Genomic DNA, 19,028 nt, shown 5'->3' on the forward strand with positions numbered 1-19,028 from the left:
ACAGGGATCAAAACACCTTTTATACAGCCAATTGCCGATAGCTTATCGGTGATTGGCTGTTTAGTTTCGTTTGAATACGAATGTTGTTATAATAATAAATGTATTCTTTGACAGTGCGTTCTACGATGGCGGTCGTGGTTCGATTAATGCTGTTAAGATAGAACGTTTCAGACTTTAGTGAGGAATGAAACGATTCGATGGAGGCATTATCAGCGGGCGTCCCTTTGCGGGACATGCTCATGGTAATGCCTTTTGTTTTAACAGCTTTCTGATACTCATAAGATGTATACACAGATCCTTGGTCACTATGTAACACGCAGTTCTGAGGCAGTGTTGGCAGCTGATCAAGTGTGTTTAAGACAAAGTCTGTGTCCTGCTTATCTCCAATCGTGAAAGCAATTACTTCTCCATTGTATACATCCAATATACTGGAAAGGTACAATTGTTTCTGTCCATAAGGCAAATATGTGATATCCGTTACTAGTTTTTCAAGAGGATGATCGGACTGAAAGTTCCGATCTAATATATTATCAACCACGGCATATGGCTGCCCATTCTTCTTGCGCTTTTTCACCTTAACCCGGCACTGCCACTGATTTTTCTGCATGATACGCTGAACCGTTTTATGGTTAATACGCATTTCCTTTTTTAATATAGCTGTAATTTTTCGATATCCATATCGATACTTGTGCTCTCGGCACAACGTGCCGATTTGTTTTTCCAAATGGCACTTGGGATGATCTTTCATCAGGTTCTTCTTCCAACGATAATAAGACGCTCGTGAGATACCTAAATGAACACAGATATTCTGTACGGTCATTGTGCCGTGCAATCCTTCTACAAGTTCGACTGACGTTTGGCTATCAACTTCCTTTCCAATTCGTTGTACTTTTTTAAAACTTCATTTTGTTGTCTCAGATAACGGTTCTCTGCCTGCAGTTTCTCTAATTCGGAAGAATACTCCGGACCTTTTCCGTAAGTGTATTGCTTACCAACAGGCTGTTCAAATCGATGTGTATCCCCAGCCTTATGCCATCTAGCCCATGTCTGAACCTGCGTCTTATTCTTGATATTCAATTCCTGCATGATCTCTTTCATAGGCACGCCTGCCAATCTCATTTCTACAGCCTTCTGTTTGACTTCAATTGGATAACTCACTCTTGTTCCCATACAAAAAACACCTCCAAGTCTTATTTCGGATAACAACGATCCGTTTTCAAACTTGAAGGTGTTTTTTATTTGTCTCATCTTATGGGGTCAGTCCCCATCCTCCGGGTTTTTTCTTGTTATTCCGCTTCGCTTACTACTGTGAAGCGTTCATTTTTGTGTGACGGATGTTCAAGCTCATCCAAAACAGCAATCGCATAATCGGCATAGCTGATATAACTGTCGCCTTTTGCGTTTACGATCACATTGTCTTTTCCTTTTTGGTAAGATCCCGTCCGCTTTCCTGCCGGATCAAAAAACGCCGCCGGGCTGAGGAACGTCCAGGAAATAGAGTCTGCCTTTTGCAGGTCTTTCAGGTTCTCTCCTTGATTTGATGCAGTCGGAAGATATTCTTTCGGGAATTCCGGTGTATCCATTAAACGTGTTGTTTTGGCTTCATCAACAAACAGGCTTCCCGCTCCGCCGACGACAAACAATCTTGTATGTTTTGCATCCTTTAGCAGGCTGATTAATGTTCTGCCTGCTTCAACATGAAGATGTTCCTGGCCAGGCGCAGCTCCAAAAGCGTTAACGAGTGCATCGAAAGGCTTGAGATCTTCTGCCGTCAGTTCAAAAACATCTTTCTCCAAAATCGCTGTATTCTGATCCTGCACTTTAGATGCATTTCGGACAATGGCAGTTACCTCGTGACCTCTTTCCTTCGCTTCTTTCAAAATCAGACTTCCCGCTTTTCCGCTTGCACCGATAATTCCTATTTTCATTTTTGATTTCCTCCTTATTTGTAACAATTTTAGTTACATGTTAGTGGTGAGAAGTCATCCCTTTTGATCAAAAGAGATGATTCATTACATCTTTTAATGACTTGCTTGCCAGCTCATTTTCCATCGCTTTTTGCACACTATCAAATGTCTCATCCAGCGCGCACTGAATTTTTTTGCCTACCGGACACTTCGGGTTCGGGTTTTCATGAACCGCAAATAGTTCCTCTTGGTTTTGAACAGCTCGATATACTTCTAAAAGAGAAATATCAGCCGGATCTTTTTTGAGGCTCGCGCCCGGCACCCCGGCGCGTGATGTGAGAATATCGCCCTTTTTCAGCAGGCTGATCATCCTTCTTACAACAACCGGGTTGGTGTTGACACTGTCAGCGATGATTTCAGAAGACGCTTTTTCATCCATCGAAATGAGCGATAAAATATGAATGGCAACAGCAAGACGGCTGTTAATCATGTTTTTTCACCACCGTTGTAACTATAATAGTTACATTTAATTCATTTGTCAACATATAATATACACTAAATTTGCGCTTCTTGCGCATCCGTTTAGTCAATAAAACGGCCGGATGCACTCCGGCCGTGTCTTGTCAGAATAAGAAATATCGCTGTCCCAGCGGAACATAATCGACAGGCTGGCAGGACAATTCTTCTCCGTCAGCAAAGACCTGATACGTTTTCGGATCGACTTCAATCTTCGGCAAAGCAGCATTTAATTTCATATCCAGCTTGCTCAGCTTGCGGATGTTTTTCACAGGAGAAATTCTTTTTTCCAGCCCTAACCTTTCCGCCACACCCCTTTCAATGCCCGCCTGGGACATAAACGTGACGGAAGTTGAGCGGTTGGCTTTACCATAGGAAGCATACATTTGGCGCATGAACACAGGCTCCGGAGTCGGGATAGACGCGTTTGGATCCCCCATTTGCGCGCGTGCTATCATGCCGCCCTTTAAGACCAATTCCGGTTTCACGCCGAAAAATACAGGATCCCACAGGACAAGGTCAGCGAGCTTTCCTTTTTCTACAGAACCGACTTCATGGCTGAGGCCGTGAGTAATTGCCGGATTAATCGTATATTTGGCAATGTAGCGTTTCGCACGTACGTTATCGTTTCCGTTTTCTCCAATGAGAGCGCCGCGCTGTTTTTTCATTTTGTCAGCCACCTGCCAAGTGCGGATAATGACTTCGCCAACCCGCCCCATCGCTTGGGAATCCGATGATGTCATGCTGATCGCGCCGATATCATGGAGAATGTCCTCTGCCGCAATCGTCGCAGCCCTGATTCTGGAATGGCTGAACGCCACGTCCTCGGGCACCTTCGCATCTAAATGGTGACAGACCATCATCATGTCAAGGTGCTCATCCATCGTATTGACGGTGTAAGGGATTGTCGGCGTTGTGGATGACGGCAGAATGTTCGCGTAAGAGGCGAGCTTCATAATATCCGGAGCGTGGCCCCCGCCTGCTCCTTCAATGTGATATGTATGAATCACCCGGTCTCCGATTGCGTCGAGCGTGTTTTCCAGGAAGCCCGCTTCATTGATCGTATCCGTATGGATTGCGACTTGAATATCGGCTTCATCCACAACTTCCATACACGTTTTGATAGCGCTTGGCGTCGTGCCCCAGTCTTCATGAAGCTTCAGGCCGATGGCGCCGGCTTCCACCTGTTCGATCAGCGGCGCTTTATCGGATGCGTTCCCTTTTCCTAAGAAGCCGACATTGATCGGGAATTCCTCGGCCGCTTCCAGCATCCTTGCCATATACCATGCACCTGACGTACATGTTGTCGCTTTGCTTCCTGTAGCAGGTCCCGTTCCGCCTCCAAGAAGAGTCGTGACTCCTGAAGAAAGCGCAACTTCCATCTGCTGAGGACAAATAAAGTGAATGTGCGTATCCACTCCTCCAGCCGTTAAAATTTTGCCTTCACCGGAGATCACCTCTGTACCCGCACCAATGACCATATGCGGATCGACCCCGTCCATGATATCGGGGTTGCCGCTTTTTCCGACACCCACGATCCGGCCGTCCTTTACACCGACATCTGCTTTGACAATGCCTGTGTAATCCAATAACACGACGTTGGTGATCACCAAATCCAAAGCGCCGTCTTTTCCTGTGATGCTGCCGTTTTGGCCCATGCCGTCACGGATCGTTTTTCCGCCTCCAAAGATCATTTCTTCACCATAAACAGTGAAGTCCTTTTCGACTTCGATCCATAAATCCGTATCGCCCAATCTGATTTTATCGCCCGTTGTCGGACCAAACAGCTCCGCGTATTGCTCCCGTGACATTTTCATCGAATCACACCCTCCATCCAGCCGGCTTTCTTTAAGTTGGCTAACGTTTTTTCTTTCCCGCGTTCATCGATATACGTATCGGCCATTCCGTTCAGTCCTCTTACTGTTTTTCGTCCGCTGAATTCAACAAGCGTGACCGTTTTCTCCTCACCTGGCTCAAAACGGACCGATGTGCCTGACGGAATGTCGATACGCATGCCGATGGCTTGTTCGCGGTCAAACGATAGCGCACCATTGGCTTCCGCAAAATGAAAATGTGAACCGACCTGAATGGAACGTGATCCGGTGTTTTTCACCGCTATCTCCCGTGTCTGGCGGCCTTCGTTAATCGTAATGGTCCCTTCAGCAATCTGAAATGCTCCCGGCTTCATGACTTCACCTCCGCAGAAATCGGCTGGTGTACTGTGACAAGCTTCACTCCGTCAGGGAATGTAGCTTCCACCTGAATGCTGTCCAGCATCTCAGGCACGCCCTCCATGACATCTTTTTCAGTCAATACATGGCGGCCGGCTTCCATCAGCTCCGCCACTCCCTTTCCGTCACGCGCGCCTTCCATGATAAAACAGGTGAGATAAGCGGCAGCCTCGGGATAGTTCAGCAGAACGCCGCGCGCCTTTCGCTGTTTGGCTAATTCTCCCGCTGCAAAAATGAGCAATTTCTCTTGTTCAACCGGTGTCAGTTTCATCTTAGGTCCTCCTTATTATCGTCATTCATAAAGCGGATTGCGTTACATGAATCTCCGGAACGATGCAGGCGGGCCATCACCTCCCTTTCTCAGGATGCTGATTATACGGTGAGATGCCTTTCAAAACGGCGAGCCGTTTCATCGTCAGCCTTTCCGTGAGCGACGACCGTTCCCCTGTCCATGACGTAAAGATAATCAGCGCACGTTAAGGCGTTCTCTAAGCTGTGTTCCACCAAAACAATTGCAGTCTCTTCTTTTCTGGAAATTTCTAAGATGACTTTTTGAATCAATTCCACGATTGAGGGTTGAATTCCTTCCATTGGTTCATCAAGTAAAATAATTTTTGGATTTCCCATCAGCGCTCTGGCAATCGCAAGCTGCTGCTGCTGTCCTCCGCTTAAATCGCCGCCTTTCCGGTCGAGCATGTCCTTCAAAACAGGAAACCACTGGAAAATCCCTTCCTTGATCCGCCCTCTCCGCTCCTTCTTAGGAAGCGGTTCTTCTCCGAGCAAAAGATTGTCGCGAACGGTTAAAGCGGGGAAGATGTCTCTCCCTTGGGGCACGTACGCAATTCCAGCTCTTGCCCGTTTTTCCGTCTTTTCGTTTTGAACAAACGTTTGATGAAAACGGATCTGTCCCTGTTTGGCCGGGATCAGGCCGATGATCGTTTTCAGCAAAGTGGATTTGCCGACTCCGTTTCGGCCTAATACAGCGACGATCTGCCCGGGGCGGACCTCCATGCTGAGGTTATGCAAAACCATGGATTGATCATAACCGGATGTCACATTACTGACTGCTATCATGACGCTCCGCTCCTTCCTAAATACACCGCTGCCACCTCTTCATTGCTTGTAATCTCATCCATCGATCCTTCACAAAGCACTCTCCCTTCATGCATCACCGTGACTTTTCTGGAAAACGAGCGGACAAACTCCATATCGTGCTCCACAATTAAAACGGAACACGTTTTGGCAATCTCCTCAAGGAGAGCCCCGGTTTTATCACGCTCTTTTCCCGTCATACCGGCGATCGGTTCATCCAGCAGCAAAAGCTTCGGCTCCATGGCGAGCTGCATGCCGATTTCGAGCCATTGTTTCTGCCCGTGTGACAGGCTGCCAGCTGTTAGATCCCGTTTATCATCTAACCCAATCAGCTGCAGAATGTCTATGATCCTGTCACTTTGCTGTTTTGTCATGCGCGCTGTCAGCAGTGAAAGGATCGTTTTTTTCTGTTTCATGGCAAGCTCGAGGTTTTCAAACACCGTCAGCTGCGTAAAGACACTCGGAGCCTGAAACTTTCTGGCGACGCCCATTTTCGCGATCTGATATTCCGGAACCTTTGTCAGTTCAGCCGTTTCCTGAAACACAATCTCGCCCGAATGCGGCTTTGTTTTCCCGCAAATGATATCCAGCATGGTTGTTTTCCCGGCGCCATTCGGCCCAATCAAAAAGTGAATATCATGTTCCTGTACACTGATATCTGCCCCCTGCAGCGCCCAAAACCCGTCAAACTGAACCTTCACGTCACGGCAGATAAGTATCGGTTTCATATGCAGCCGCTCCTTTCTTTTTAGAGAAGGAAAGCTGGGTTCCAAGCTTTTCAAACAGTCCGACAATCCCTCTTGGCAAGTAAAGCACGACGATCATAAACAGCGCACCGAGGAAATACAGCCAAATGTCGGGATAATATTCGCTTAAATAGCTTTTCATGCCGTTCGTTAACAGCGCGCCCAGCACAGCTCCGAAAATGGAGTGCCTGCCGCCGATCGCCACCCACAGCACCATTTCCACTGAAGGGATGATGCCCATCATTTCCGGCGAGATCATCCCGTCCTGAAGCACAAACAGCATCCCGGCAATTCCCGCCATCGCAGCGGACACACAGTAAATAAACACTTTAAAAACGGTGGAATGATAACCGAAAAAACGCACCCTGTTCTCTCCGTCGCGAACCGCCTGCAAAAGCCGGCCAAAGCGGCTTCTCGTAAGAAACAAAGCGAACACAACAGTAAGGCCGAGAAAAAAGACTGTGGCAAAATACAGGATCTGCTTCAAGGCAGGATCAGCCAGAGAATATTGAAAAATCGTATAGAAGCTGGTAAGTCCATTGGTGCCGCCGGTGATTTCCTGGCTGCCGATAAACAGTGTGACCACCACAACGACGACAGCCTGTGATATCAAAGAGAAATAAACTCCCTTTATATTGTTGCGGAACGTAAAATAACCGAGCAGAAACGCCAGTAGCACAGGCACAGCGACAGCCGCCGCAATTGCAGCGAAAGGGTGCCTGAACAAAGCCCAGATCCACGGCAGTTCGCTGACTCCCGCCCACTCCATAAAATCAGGAATGCCGGATGGTGAGGCTTCTATTTTTAAATACATCGCCATGCAGTAGGCGCCCAATCCGAAAAAGACGCCGTGCCCCAAGCTCAAAATGCCTGTATATCCCCAAATGAGGCAAATGCCGACCGCTACAATCGCAAAGCATAAAAACTTCGCCAACAGCCCCAATCGAAACTCCTGAAGAAAGAACGGAGCGGCGATAAAAAGGGCAAACATCACAAGATACGGACTGAATTGCGAAAACTGCTTCATCCGGCACCCCCCTAATCAAGTAATCTCGTTCTGACGCTTGCAAGACCCGAAGGCCGCCATTGCAGAAAGAGAATAATAAACGCAAACACGACTACCTTTGCAATCGTAGCGCTTGTGGAATACTCAACGAATGTGCTCAGCAAACCGACCGTCACCGCGCCGATAATCGTTCCTTTTAATTTTCCGATTCCGCCTAATATGACGATCATGAAGGCATCAACAAGGTATGACGAACCGAGAGTAGGCCCGATCGAACCAAGCAAGGTGAGTGAGCTCCCCGCAATACCGGCCAACCCGCTTCCGAGCGCAAAAGCCAATGTATCTGTTTTTCTCACAGATACACCAAGACATGATGCCATACTCCGGTTCAGCGTAACCGCCTGCATCCGCCGCCCCGCCGGAGTTTTAAACAAATAGAATCCCAGCAGCGCAAGCGTAAAAAGAACGAGCGCCAAAATAAACAGCCTTTTATATGGAAAGGTGACCGAAAACAGCGTCACTCCTCCCGACAGCCACTCAGGAGACTGAACAGCGACATTCGGCGCGCCAAAAATCGATCTGGCTGCCTGCTGAAGGATCAAGCTTACCCCCCATGTTGCCAAAAGGCTGTCGAGCGGACGGTCATATAATCGCCTGACAATCACTTTTTCAATGACAATGCCAAGCAGTGCCGCAACTGTAAACGACATGATGACCGCAATAAAAAAGTAATAGGAAAAGAGAGAAGCCGGCAAATAGCTTAAAAACAGCTGCTGAATGACATATGTCGTGTAGGCTCCCGCCATCATCAGCTCACCGTGCGCCATATTCATAATGTTCATCAAACCGAATGTAACGGCCAATCCAATCGCAATGAGAATCAAAATAGAACCGAGACTGATCCCGTTAAATAATTGAGTCACGACGACAGACATGTTCCGCCTCCTCTCCCGCAAACGGCTTTGATTTATTTAGATAACCCCTTTGCCCAGTCGTACGTTTTTAAATACGGATCAGGTTTTACCGGATCACCTGAGTTCCATACTTCTTTAAATTGTCCATCCCCCGTGATTTGCCCGATTCTAACTGTTTTGTAAAGATGCTGTGTATCCCCATCGATTTTCACTGTGCCGCCCGGGGCCTTGAATGCAATCCCGTCAGCCGCCTTCTTCACTTTATCGATCTCAAAGGACTTGGCTTTTTCAACGGCTTCCGCCCAGAGATACACCGCATTATACCCGGCTTCAATCGGATCACTGGTCACCCTGTTATCTCCGTTCTGCTTTTTATAATTCTTCACGAATGTCTGATTTTCTGCTGTATTTGTTGTTTGGAAGTAATTCCACACCGCATAATGCCCTTTTAGCACATCTGTCCCGATCCCCCGAATTTCTTCCTCTGCGACACTCGCCGACATGACAGGAATATCATCAGCTGTCACGCCCGCATCTTTCAGCTGTTTGAAAAATGCCACGTTGCTGTCGCCGTTTAATGTGTTAAAAATCACATCCGGCTGCTTTTCTTTGATTTTGCTGACCAGTGTACTGTAATTCGTGTGGCCGAGCGGCGTATACTCTTCACCGGCAACTTCTCCCCCAGCAGCTTTTACTTGCGCTCTAATGATTTTATTGGCTGTTCTCGGGAACACATAATCGGAGCCGATCAGAAAGAATGTCTTGCCTTTATTCTTCAGCAGCCAATCGACAGCCGGCACGATTTGCTGATTCGTCGTTGCTCCGGTATAAAAAATATGAGGCGATGACTCCATGCCTTCGTATTGCACCGGATAGAACAGCAGCCCGTTATTTTGCTCCACAACCGGGAGCATCGCCTTGCGGCTCGCTGATGTCCACCCTCCGAATACAGCCGCCGCTTTGTCCTGCTGAAGCAGCTTTCTCATTTTTTCGGCATATGTAGGCCAGTCAGATGCCCCGTCCTCCACCACGGGTTCAAGCTTTTTGCCGAGAACGCCGCCTTTTTGGTTGATTTCATGAATAGCCAGCAGCTCTGCATCACGGACGGATACCTCGCTGATCGCCATTGTCCCGCTTAATGAGTGAAGAATCCCAACCTTCACTGAATCCCCGCTTGTGTCAATTTCAACTGTTTTTTTCGCATCTCCGCTGGCTTCCGACACTTTCTTCGGCGCCGTACATCCCGTGATCAGAATCATGATAAGAAACATCAGAAAGACACCCTGTATTCTAACCCCTTTGCTTTTCATCCAGAACCTCCTTTGTCTGATTGAGTCAACTGATGTCATAAAAGTTAACAACTTATGTCATTTATTATATAGAACAGGCGCATTACTTTAAAGAATATTTAAAAAATTTAGATACTTTAACCAAATCGATTGTCTTTTTTGTTATATTTATTCACATAAAAAAAAGGCAAGAAACAATGTTTCTTGCCTTGCCGATCTGATTAATCTTTATCTGTGAATTTATCCTTCGCTTCACCGATACCCTTTTGGACCTCGCCTTTTGCCTTATCTTTTTTGCCTTCAGCCTGCATGTCCGTTTTGTCGGTCATATCTCCGACTTTATCCTTCACTTCTCCCTTGGCTTTATTTAAGCCGCCTTTCATTTTATCTTTTACACTATCGTTACCCATGTGTCATTCTCTCCCTTCATTTAAGTGTGTACTTGTTACCTTCCCGATCTGAGCAGCGGTAAACATTTGAATATTATTTATCGATTTCATAACGCTCTCCGTAACGGAGCACCTTGTAGAGCGCCAGCCCGTCAGATGATTTATTTTCTGAGTAACGGACCGGCAGCAGGGCAAAAAACACATAATACGTAGAAAAGTAGACAAACTGATAGAAAAACACATTTGGCTCCAATACACTGTGTATAATGAGCAAATTCACTGCGAAAATGGTTATTAAGTTAAACAGGCAGCCTCCGGCATAAACAAGTGCGTGTGAGAATCGGTTGTCGATCTTCAGCTCACCGTACCGGCAAAACGAATCCATAAAATAAATGGTTCTGACCTGTATCGGCCCAATCTTGAACAGTTTTTTGCCCATTCCGATATCCAATGAACCCTTCCCGCCAAAAACAAAAGCCATAAAGCTGTGCCCGGCAACATGTATAATAGATACAAGCGGCAGAACGATGAGGAAAGACCATAGAAACTTCACCATATCATCAAATCCAAACATTGAATTCCCCCTCACGCTTGTCATAAACAACAACACATATGCACTCCGCCATTTCTCTGTTTCACAAAATCGCGACTTTCCATTCGTTTGTGTTCAAAAACAGTATGTAGCGATTTTTCCTGTTCTCCACGGAAATAAACGTCCCGATGCTCCCCTTTTTTTGTATAAAAAAACCATCCGGCATCAGATGGTTTCGTCTTACACTTGATATAAACAGTCTTCCTTCAGAATCAGCGCTCTCATGCTGACCGCTTTTTCATAGAAAAACACCGCATCTTTATAGTTTTCATGAAGGCTGGAATATGCAGCCGCATCCAGAGCAAATTCCTCAATATACACATACAGGGACTTGGCTTCCATATAATCAAATACCTCTTGAATCATATCCATATTAACGGATTCCACATATAGAGCCTGCAGAAATTTATATTTTTCCAGACTGAAGCTGTCGTTTCGTTTTCGGGCGATGGCAATCCCTTTTTCATAATAATGCATAGCCGCCTGGTCAGCCTGTTTTTTGAAGAGTACACGCGTTAAGCTGAACAGCGCTTTCGGGAGCTGCTCCAGCTGGTGTTCCTCAAAGACAGGAAGCGCTTTTTCAAAGTATGCAGCCGCCTGGTCCAGTTCTCCTTTTTCATCATAACAGTTCCCCATGTTGTAGAGGGCTGATCCGATCAAGCGGGGCTGTCCTTCCAGTAAAGCCAAACGATAAGCGTCATCGAGATGCTCGAGCGCTTTTTCATAATTTCTGTAGTCTATATAGTTTCCTGATATGACAAAATGGCATTGAATTCTTCTGACCCTGTAAAAATCATGAGCCTTGTAGGTCTCAAGCGCCTGTATCGCATGATTCATGGAAAAGTGGGTCTGCTTCATAATATAAAATACTTCCGCTACTTTAAAATGAAATTCCGCTCTTTCAATATCATCCTCTACAAACGCAAGCATTTTCTCAGCTTTCCGATAGAAAGATATGGCTGAGATGTAATTGTTCTGTTCAAATTCATACATCCCTCTGAACAAATGAAAATAATACTCAGATAATCCCGAGATGCTGTCCTTGCTGCTTTCCAGCCTCTCGATCAATTCACGATATTGGAGCTGAGATTCCTCGTGCAGGTCGGGCTTTACATAATCAAGCATAATTTGATGACGGTAGCTGATCAGCTGATAGTACAACAGAAGCAGCTGATCCTCTTCCATATGTTCTATATCATGATCAATCTCTTCCTTCAGCTGAACGGCATCAGCCACTTGAAATGCTAAAATGTGCTTATACCACTGATTGATTTTCACTCCTACTTGAGATGACGGGATCTCGTAAGCGGCCATGCCTCTCCAACCCTTTCTATGAACTAGTGGTTATATTTTATCATATTGTATGGCTTTAGAATTAAAATTTCTTCCAGTGATTCCTTCTTTTTGCCTATCCTTATATTTTTCGGTTTCTGATTGGATTTTTTGCACTTTTTGGCGCATTACAGTTTTTGACACAAAAAAAGCTTACCGGACTTAGCCGATAAGCTTTTATCATATTAACCGCCAATATAAGACATTTCCACTTTCTTTTTGCCCGCTGTTTTTGAAAGAGTCCGGTCAACTGAATATTGGTCTATCCGATTCTTCCACACTGTGCCGATCATCGCTGTCAGCTCGCCATCACTTAATCCCTGCCGAACCGGCGCTCTGAGGTCATATCCGCTTGAAGCGAACAGGCAAGTAAACAACTCACCGCGCGCAGACAGGCGTGCCCTGTTACACGAGCCGCAGAACGCATCAGATACAGAAGAAATCACGCCGATTTCGCCAGATCCGTCCAAGTAGCGAAACCTTGAAGCAACTTCCCCTTTATAGTTAGGCGCGATCGGTTCAACCGGCATGTGTTCATTGATTACATCAATGATTTCCGCCTTTGTCATGACGTCTTTCTTTTCCCATTGGTTGGTGTTGCCGACGTCCATAAATTCGATGAATCTCAAGATATGCCCTTTTTCTTTAAAATAGCGCGCCATAGGCAGGATATCTTTTTCATTGACGCCCCTTTGGACGACCATGTTGATTTTAACGCCGAGCCCTGCTTGTTTCGCCGCTTCAATGCCTTCAAGCACCTTGCTGACAGAAACCCCTCGCCCGTTGATCATTTTAAAGCGTTCGTCCTCTAATGAATCAAGGCTGATGGTCACCCGTTTTAAACCGGCTTCTTTGAGCTTGTCGGCATAAACAGGCAGCAGCGACCCGTTTGTCGTCATCGCAATATCACGTAAACCTGGAATACGGGCCAGTTTTTTAATTAATTCGGGCATGTCCTTTCTCATGAGCGGCTCTCCGCCGGTCAAGCGGATTTTTTCCACTCCGAACCTGGTGACAAACAGCGCCGCAAGCCGTTCCAATTCCTCAAATGAAAGCAGCTCCTCTTTCTTTAAAAAAGGATAATCCGGGCCGAATAATTCGGCGGGCATACAGTACGTGCATCGGAAGTTGCAGCGGTCTGTAACAGAAATGCGAAGGTCTCTGAGCGGTCTGTTCCTTTTATCTAACATCTGGCGAGATTCTGTATTCATTGCTGCAGCCCCTCCTGTCCCCCAATTCTCTCGGGATGTGTATATACATTAAAAGATCCGTTTCTCACAAAACCGATCGCTGTAATATTTAATTCTTCTGCCATTTGAATCGCAAGCTCTGTCGGGGCCGATTTTGAAATCACAATCGACACGCCGATTTTTGCCGCTTTTAACAGCACTTCTGATGAGATTCTGCCGCTGAAGACAATCAGTTTATCGCGAACAGACATCCCATTCAGCAGACAATGTCCGTATAATTTATCAAGCGCGTTGTGACGGCCGATATCTGTGCGCATCAAAAGCACTTTCTCCGTATCGCAAAGCGCCGCATTATGTACGCCTCCCGTCTCCTGAAACGTCCCGCTTTCTTTTTGCATATCCTTCATAAGCGCCAAACAAGTTTCAGGCGAAATCTTCATTTGACTGACAGCCGTCTTGGCGGTTTTGACATCCTGCTGAAAATAAAAATGGCGGCCCTTTCCGCAGCACGAGCCGATCACCCGTTTCGTATATTCCTGTTGATTCAATGTCTCAGGATGAATGAGATCGACATACACAAAACCGAGACTTTCATCTATTGTAAACCTTTTAATCTCTTTTTGAAATCGAATAACACCCTCAGATGCGAGAAATCCGATGACAAGCTCTTTGATATGCTCCGGCGTGCAAACGAGCGTGACAAACTCACTGCCGTTCACCATCACCGTCAACGGATATTCTGTCACCATCCGGTCGGTTTGCCTGCTCATTTCCCCTTGTTCATAACGCCATATCTCCCTGACCGCAGTTACTTTATCGTTCAATGTCTCTTCCCCTCCGCAATGTTCCTGCCTTTATATTTTTTCACACTCCTCAGATTTTGTCGAATCCTGTTATAAAAAAAAGAGCCCATTCTAAAGGACTCTACGTTTGGTTATGCTGATTCTTTTTCAGGATCATAAACAGCACAAGAGCTGCGATCAAAGTGAGCATGCTGACAAAAAAGAAAGCTGCCAGTTTCAGAAAAACACCGAGCAATATGAAAACCACGGCGGCTATAAGAAATATCAGTCCTAACAATCTCATGTTTTCCACCCCTTTTACGGGTATCATTCCCGCCGGCCCTGTTTTTAAACCAATAGAAAAAGGCGCCTGGGGGAGCGCCTTTTCATTCGGTTACTCAGTAAATTTTTGTGCTTCTTTTTCCCAGGCCTGCTCGAATTCTTCCGCGCTGTCAGCTGAAATATATTCTCCGCCGCCAGCAACAGCCGCCTGTTTCATTTCTGCGTTTCCTTTCACATCAAAGTTGAAGCCGATAATATTTACAATCGTATCTACATTCGCTTCACGAAGCTTTTCAATTTCATCAGCAGGATTTCCGCCGCATGTTTCTTCACCGTCAGTGATTAAATACACCACGTTTTTCCCGTCTGCATCAAACGCTTCAAATTCTTTTCTTGTATCAGAAAGCGCTTTGGCAATTGGCGTCCAGCCGGTCGGTTTGATGCCGCTTAATGAATGGTCAAAGAGCGTTCCTTCATATGGATGAAGGCCGTAAATCGTTTCTGTTGTGCTGCATGAAAGAGCCTTTCCGGAAAGTTTATTGTTTCCCGCATGTCCAAAGACGCGAAGCATCAGATTTGTATCCTCAGGAAGCAGCTCGGCAAAAGACTTTACTGATTTTTTGGCAATGTCTATTTTTCGTTCTCCTCCTGTTTTTTGAACCATACTTCCGCTTCCATCAAACAGGACAGCTACATTCGTGTCGGCTTTTTTCTCAGCGGCAAAAGACGGGGACGCAAAGGAGACAGTCAACAGTCCAATAATACCGGCAGTCAGTAATTTTTTCATGTTTAACTTCCTTTCTTTATCATATTTTCCAACCATTTGTTGGATTCTTCTTTATGCTAGAATATGAAACCACAAAATGATATAGGGCAAGCTGCCTTTTATCTCCCTTTCACTTTCTATTCAAAATCACCGGAAACCTCAATATTTTTTAGCCATTTTCACCCAAAAAATATAGAAAGAATGTGACACCATTCATTCTTTCTTCTCCGTGATCAGGAGAGAAAAGCTGAAATCTGCTACTATGCTACAGGCGGGCAGCTGCTTACTTTTGAACGTTTTGTTAAAAACAAAAAAGAGGCTGACCTTTCAGCCTCTTTTTTTCTTATTTAGATAACATCAGTGATTGCTGAGTGAAAATTTTCTCAACATCTTTTTGCGTATAAGCAGGGAAATATTCTCCGCCGCCGACTTTAGCAATTGCGTTCAGCTGGCCTTTATACCCTTCTTTATAGTCAAATCCAATGACATTTACTGTGATGTTGTCTTTATGAAGTTCTTTTGCTGTTTTGATCGGATTGCCGCCGCATGTTTCCTCACCGTCTGTTAGCAGGTAAACGACTTTTTCTCCTTTTGCATCAAGCTGATCGAAAGAAGATTTTGCCTCGTTCAGCGCTTTTGCGATCGGTGTCCAGCCAGTCGGCCCGATTGTGTTAAGAGAATTGAGGAAGCTCTGTTCGTTAAAGCTTTGGAAGCCGTATACGTTGCGAATGGCTTCGCATGATTGAACTTTTCCGGAATTCTTATTGTTTCCTTCTGAACCAAACACACTCATTTTCACTTGAGTGTCCGCAGGCAGTGAGCTTGCAAACTTTGAAACTTCTTTTTTGGCTGAATTAAATTTAGATACACCGTCTATTCTTTTCGCCATGCTTCCGCTGGCATCAAGCAAAACCGCCACGTTTGCCGGAGCTTCAGCCTTCGGTTCTGTTTTTTCAGCAGCAAAAGCAGGTGACGTCAGTCCAAATAGCAATCCTGTCATCATGATCAGTGAAAATCTTTTCTTCATGTTCGTGCCCCTTTTCAAGTTTGTTTCTGCGTGCAGATGTTCAACGCTGAACATAACTAATCGTAATCGACAAAAACAGAGAAATAAATAGGGCGGGCTTCCCCATTGCCGCTGTTTACTTTTGCATAGAAACCTTTGTTTTTATTAGTGATTTCCGCCTAACAGCAAAATGAAAAATCATGATTGTCAGCCTTTCGCCTTTCGTTATATGAGTCTGTCGAAGTCTGTCGATCAATGTGGATTACTTTACCACAATCTCAGTGTCAGCAAATATGAAAAAGGAACTGATTCCCTCATCATCATATAGGCTATAAAATACGCAGGAGGCCTTTAGAAGGTCTTTAACCGCTCTTACATAAAAATAGACTTAGGAACAGAATATACGCTTAAAAACGGCAAAAAAGACGCTTTATGAAGCGTCTTTTTATTTCTTCGCCATATATTTATTTAAAAACGAATCGGCGGTTGAAACCTGTGTTCCTTGATAATAGTACTTCACAATCTCATCAACTGTTTTGCCCTCTTTCGCCATAAAATTGGCTCCATACTGGCTCATTCCCACACCGTGTCCAAAGCCTTTTGTGGTAATGGTAATGGTGTCTCCGTTTCGTTTCCATTCAAAATCAGCTGAATTGAGGCCTAGCTTTTCGCGTATGTCCCTTCCTTTCAGCGTCTTGCCGTTAATGACGGCTGTTGCCACCTGATGGCCCGGTGTCTCTCCGGTAATTTTTCCGACTGTATTTGACCCATTCAGCTGGACGCCAAGCTTTTGTTCAAATTGCGCCACTGTAAAGGTTTTGGTGGCCTTATACTTCGGAGACTTTTTATCCCAAGAGCTTTTGACGCTTTTTAAATAAGGAATGGCACTTGTCCAATATGCTTCCGCATTTTCTGTATAACCGTTGCTTGTGGAGAAAAAGGAGGCTTCAATCGGCTGGTTGTTGTACGTTAAGATTTTGCCTTGCGTACTGGCAACCGCATCTGTGATTTTTTTCAGCTTTGCTTCATAATCTGCGCCCCACTGATTCTTCAGCTCCGCTTTGCTTTTGTACACCTGGAACATCTGAGTATCATCCACCAGCGAGCCTTTAGGGGCCTCTACTGCAGAATTTGAAACCATCAGTCTGACAATAAACGTTCTTGCGGCGAGAGCCTGTGCCTTCAGCGCTTCAGGTTCAAAGGTAGCCGGCATTTCGGAGGCGACGACTCCGATGACATACTCTTCAAGCGGAATATCTTCTACGGATTGATTGGCGGTTCGATAGACTGGAATAGAAACAGGCGATGCTTTCAATGTTTCCGCTCCTTTTGATTCTTGTATCGTGTTGACTGCTGTCTTTCCTGATTCTCCTCTGGCCCCGGCTTCTTTATTATGCTGAAACGGGATCACTAAGAGTGTGGGGACCAAGAGAATCAATGCACATAGTACGGATAGTGTGATTGCGAATTGTTTCATATTCAGCTGCCTCCTGCTCGGGATTCGACTCTAGTCTAGTCTATGGGCAGGGACAAGCTAATATGACTCTCCTTTTGGACAGAAACTTTATTTGTCATTTACGTATTCTTTTTTGCTATTTTGCGCATAATGATGATAATACACTAAAAATAAAAAACCAGTATGCCAGAATGACATACTGATTTTCAATCCTTTATGCGTTTAAGTCTGAGACAACTTCTTTGCTTTCTTGCTCAGAAGCAGACTCATCGTTTACACGTTCGATGTCTGCGCCAAGACCGGCAAGCTTCTGATGGAAATCAACATAACCGCGGTCTAAGTGTTTCAGTTCAGTAACACGTGTATGACCTTCAGCCACTAACCCCGCAAGAATCAACGCTGCGCCTGCACGCAAGTCAGTAGCTGCAACTTCAGCTCCTTGAAGCTGTACAGGGCCGTTAATAATCACAGAACGACCTTCAATCTTGATATCACCATTCATACGGCGGAATTCTTCCGCATGCATAAAACGGTTTTCAAAAACAGTTTCCGTAATCATGCTTGTGCCGCTTGCACGAAGCAGAAGCGCCATCATTTGTGACTGCATATCAGTCGGGAATCCAGGGTGAGGCATTGTTTTAATGTCGATCGGTTTCAGTTCTTTCGGACCGATCACACGAAGGCCTTCTCCTTCATCCTTAATCGTAACACCCATCTCTTCCATTTTTGCGATTAAAGAAGTGAGGTGTTCAGGAACCGCTCCTTTAACTAAAACATTTCCTTCAGTGATTGCAGCGGCAACCATGAATGTGCCCGCTTCAATACGGTCAGGTATAATATGGTGTCTTACGCCGTGAAGCTTGTCGACTCCTTCAATTTTAATGGTGCCGGTGCCCGCTCCGCGGATTTTTCCGCCCATGCCGTTGATATAGTTTGCTAAATCAACGATTTCAGGCTCTTTCGCCACGTTCTCAAGCGTTGTTGTCCCTTCAGCTAAAGCAGCTGCCATAATCAGGTTTTCTGTTGCTCCCACACTTGGGAAATCCAGATAGATTTTCGCGCCTTGCAGACGGCCTTTTACTTCAGCTTCAATGAAGCCATTACCGACTTTAATTTCTGCGCCCATTGCTTCAAAACCTTTTAAATGCTGGTCTATTGGTCTAGATCCAATTGCGCATCCGCCCGGAAGCGCTACTCTTGCATGACCTGTACGCGCAAGAAGCGGTCCCATGACAAGCACAGACGCACGCATTTTACGCACATATTCAAAAGGTGCTTCAGTTTGCAAAGCGTATGAAGCATTTACAGTGACTTCATTATTCTCAAAATGCACATCTGCTCCTAAATGACGCAACACTTCATTAATTGTATATACATCGGAGAGCGTAGGTACATCACAAATTACGCTTTTTTCTTCACTTGCTAATAAAGATGCAGCGATAACTGGTAAAACGGCATTTTTAGCGCCTTCAACTTTGACTGTGCCGTTTAACTTTTGACCGCCGCGGACGATGATTTTTTCCAAGGTATTC

General features: G+C 45.5%; 21 protein-coding genes. All 21 read right to left on the minus strand.

Features of this window, described 5'->3' with window-relative positions; translation table 11 throughout:
- Positions 1 to 19 precede the first annotated feature (19 nt).
- A protein-coding gene (locus tag NSS75_RS19690) for an IS3 family transposase (protein ID WP_213418079.1) occupies positions 20 to 1,170 on the minus strand; the annotation gives its coding sequence in 2 pieces (ribosomal slippage) (positions 20 to 897 and positions 897 to 1,170; 1,152 coding nt in all).
- Between the two features lie 116 nt (positions 1,171 to 1,286).
- Entirely contained in the window at positions 1,287 to 1,928 is a 642-nt protein-coding gene (locus tag NSS75_RS19695) for an NAD(P)-dependent oxidoreductase (protein ID WP_095712825.1), read from the minus strand.
- Between the two features lie 67 nt (positions 1,929 to 1,995).
- Entirely contained in the window at positions 1,996 to 2,397 is a 402-nt protein-coding gene (locus NSS75_RS19700; protein ID WP_095712824.1) for an Rrf2 family transcriptional regulator, read from the minus strand.
- Between the two features lie 133 nt (positions 2,398 to 2,530).
- Entirely contained in the window at positions 2,531 to 4,240 is a 1,710-nt protein-coding gene (ureC, locus tag NSS75_RS19705; protein WP_024123138.1) for an urease subunit alpha, read from the minus strand.
- On the minus strand, positions 4,237 to 4,611 hold the full coding sequence (ureB, locus tag NSS75_RS19710; RefSeq protein WP_024123139.1) for an urease subunit beta: 375 nt from the start codon (positions 4,609 to 4,611) through the stop codon (positions 4,237 to 4,239). The genes ureC and ureB overlap by 4 nt, the downstream gene beginning before the upstream one ends.
- A complete protein-coding gene (gene ureA / locus NSS75_RS19715) occupies positions 4,608 to 4,925 on the minus strand; it encodes an urease subunit gamma (protein ID WP_024123140.1) in 318 nt (105 codons plus the stop codon). The genes ureB and ureA overlap by 4 nt, the downstream gene beginning before the upstream one ends.
- Before the next feature lie 101 nt (positions 4,926 to 5,026).
- Complete coding sequence (gene urtE, locus NSS75_RS19720; RefSeq protein ID WP_103671884.1) at positions 5,027 to 5,728, minus strand: urea ABC transporter ATP-binding subunit UrtE; 702 nt, start codon at positions 5,726 to 5,728, stop codon at positions 5,027 to 5,029.
- Positions 5,725 to 6,474 carry an urea ABC transporter ATP-binding protein UrtD gene (urtD, locus tag NSS75_RS19725; protein ID WP_095712822.1) on the minus strand — a complete coding sequence of 250 codons (750 nt, stop codon included), beginning with the start codon at positions 6,472 to 6,474 and terminating at the stop codon, positions 5,725 to 5,727. Before urtD ends, urtE begins: the two co-directional genes overlap by 4 nt.
- Positions 6,449 to 7,519 carry an urea ABC transporter permease subunit UrtC gene (gene urtC, locus NSS75_RS19730; RefSeq protein ID WP_326323605.1) on the minus strand — a complete coding sequence of 357 codons (1,071 nt, stop codon included), beginning with the start codon at positions 7,517 to 7,519 and terminating at the stop codon, positions 6,449 to 6,451. The genes urtD and urtC overlap by 26 nt, the downstream gene beginning before the upstream one ends.
- Positions 7,520 to 7,530: 11 nt before the next feature.
- On the minus strand, positions 7,531 to 8,433 hold the full coding sequence (urtB, locus tag NSS75_RS19735; protein ID WP_216393956.1) for an urea ABC transporter permease subunit UrtB: 903 nt from the start codon (positions 8,431 to 8,433) through the stop codon (positions 7,531 to 7,533).
- 32 nt (positions 8,434 to 8,465) lie between these two features.
- Positions 8,466 to 9,722 (minus strand): urea ABC transporter substrate-binding protein, encoded by a 1,257-nt coding sequence (gene urtA, locus NSS75_RS19740; protein WP_339234604.1) that lies wholly within the window; start codon positions 9,720 to 9,722, stop codon positions 8,466 to 8,468.
- 200 nt (positions 9,723 to 9,922) lie between these two features.
- Positions 9,923 to 10,111: a CsbD family protein gene (locus tag NSS75_RS19745; RefSeq protein WP_024123146.1), complete on the minus strand. Its 189-nt coding sequence runs from the start codon at positions 10,109 to 10,111 to the stop codon at positions 9,923 to 9,925.
- Positions 10,112 to 10,184: 73 nt separating this feature from the next.
- Positions 10,185 to 10,664 carry a hypothetical protein gene (locus NSS75_RS19750; RefSeq protein WP_024123147.1) on the minus strand — a complete coding sequence of 160 codons (480 nt, stop codon included), beginning with the start codon at positions 10,662 to 10,664 and terminating at the stop codon, positions 10,185 to 10,187.
- A 198-nt stretch (positions 10,665 to 10,862) separates the two neighbouring features.
- Positions 10,863 to 11,996 carry a tetratricopeptide repeat protein gene (locus NSS75_RS19755; RefSeq protein ID WP_268496537.1) on the minus strand — a complete coding sequence of 378 codons (1,134 nt, stop codon included), beginning with the start codon at positions 11,994 to 11,996 and terminating at the stop codon, positions 10,863 to 10,865.
- Between the two features lie 203 nt (positions 11,997 to 12,199).
- The gene (gene moaA, locus NSS75_RS19760) at positions 12,200 to 13,225 is read right to left on the minus strand and encodes a GTP 3',8-cyclase MoaA (RefSeq protein ID WP_095712818.1); all 1,026 of its coding nucleotides are present in this window, start codon (positions 13,223 to 13,225) and stop codon (positions 12,200 to 12,202) included.
- A complete protein-coding gene (gene fdhD / locus NSS75_RS19765; RefSeq protein WP_024123152.1) occupies positions 13,222 to 14,028 on the minus strand; it encodes a formate dehydrogenase accessory sulfurtransferase FdhD in 807 nt (268 codons plus the stop codon). The genes moaA and fdhD overlap by 4 nt, the downstream gene beginning before the upstream one ends.
- Before the next feature lie 100 nt (positions 14,029 to 14,128).
- Entirely contained in the window at positions 14,129 to 14,290 is a 162-nt protein-coding gene (locus NSS75_RS19770) for a hypothetical protein (RefSeq protein WP_010332220.1), read from the minus strand.
- A gap of 90 nt (positions 14,291 to 14,380) precedes the next feature.
- Entirely contained in the window at positions 14,381 to 15,055 is a 675-nt protein-coding gene (locus NSS75_RS19775; protein WP_101859853.1) for a VWA domain-containing protein, read from the minus strand.
- Positions 15,056 to 15,377: 322 nt separating this feature from the next.
- Complete coding sequence (locus NSS75_RS19780) at positions 15,378 to 16,061, minus strand: VWA domain-containing protein (RefSeq protein ID WP_101859818.1); 684 nt, start codon at positions 16,059 to 16,061, stop codon at positions 15,378 to 15,380.
- Positions 16,062 to 16,485: 424 nt separating this feature from the next.
- The gene (gene spoIID / locus NSS75_RS19785; RefSeq protein ID WP_024123155.1) at positions 16,486 to 17,517 is read right to left on the minus strand and encodes a stage II sporulation protein D; all 1,032 of its coding nucleotides are present in this window, start codon (positions 17,515 to 17,517) and stop codon (positions 16,486 to 16,488) included.
- A gap of 193 nt (positions 17,518 to 17,710) precedes the next feature.
- Positions 17,711 to 19,021 carry a UDP-N-acetylglucosamine 1-carboxyvinyltransferase gene (murA, locus tag NSS75_RS19790; RefSeq protein WP_024123156.1) on the minus strand — a complete coding sequence of 437 codons (1,311 nt, stop codon included), beginning with the start codon at positions 19,019 to 19,021 and terminating at the stop codon, positions 17,711 to 17,713.
- Between the last annotated feature and the right edge of the window lie 7 nt (positions 19,022 to 19,028).

The sequence above is a fragment of the Bacillus sp. FSL K6-1012 genome, assembly GCF_037964915.1.
In the GTDB taxonomy this organism is placed as follows: domain Bacteria; phylum Bacillota; class Bacilli; order Bacillales; family Bacillaceae; genus Bacillus; species Bacillus halotolerans.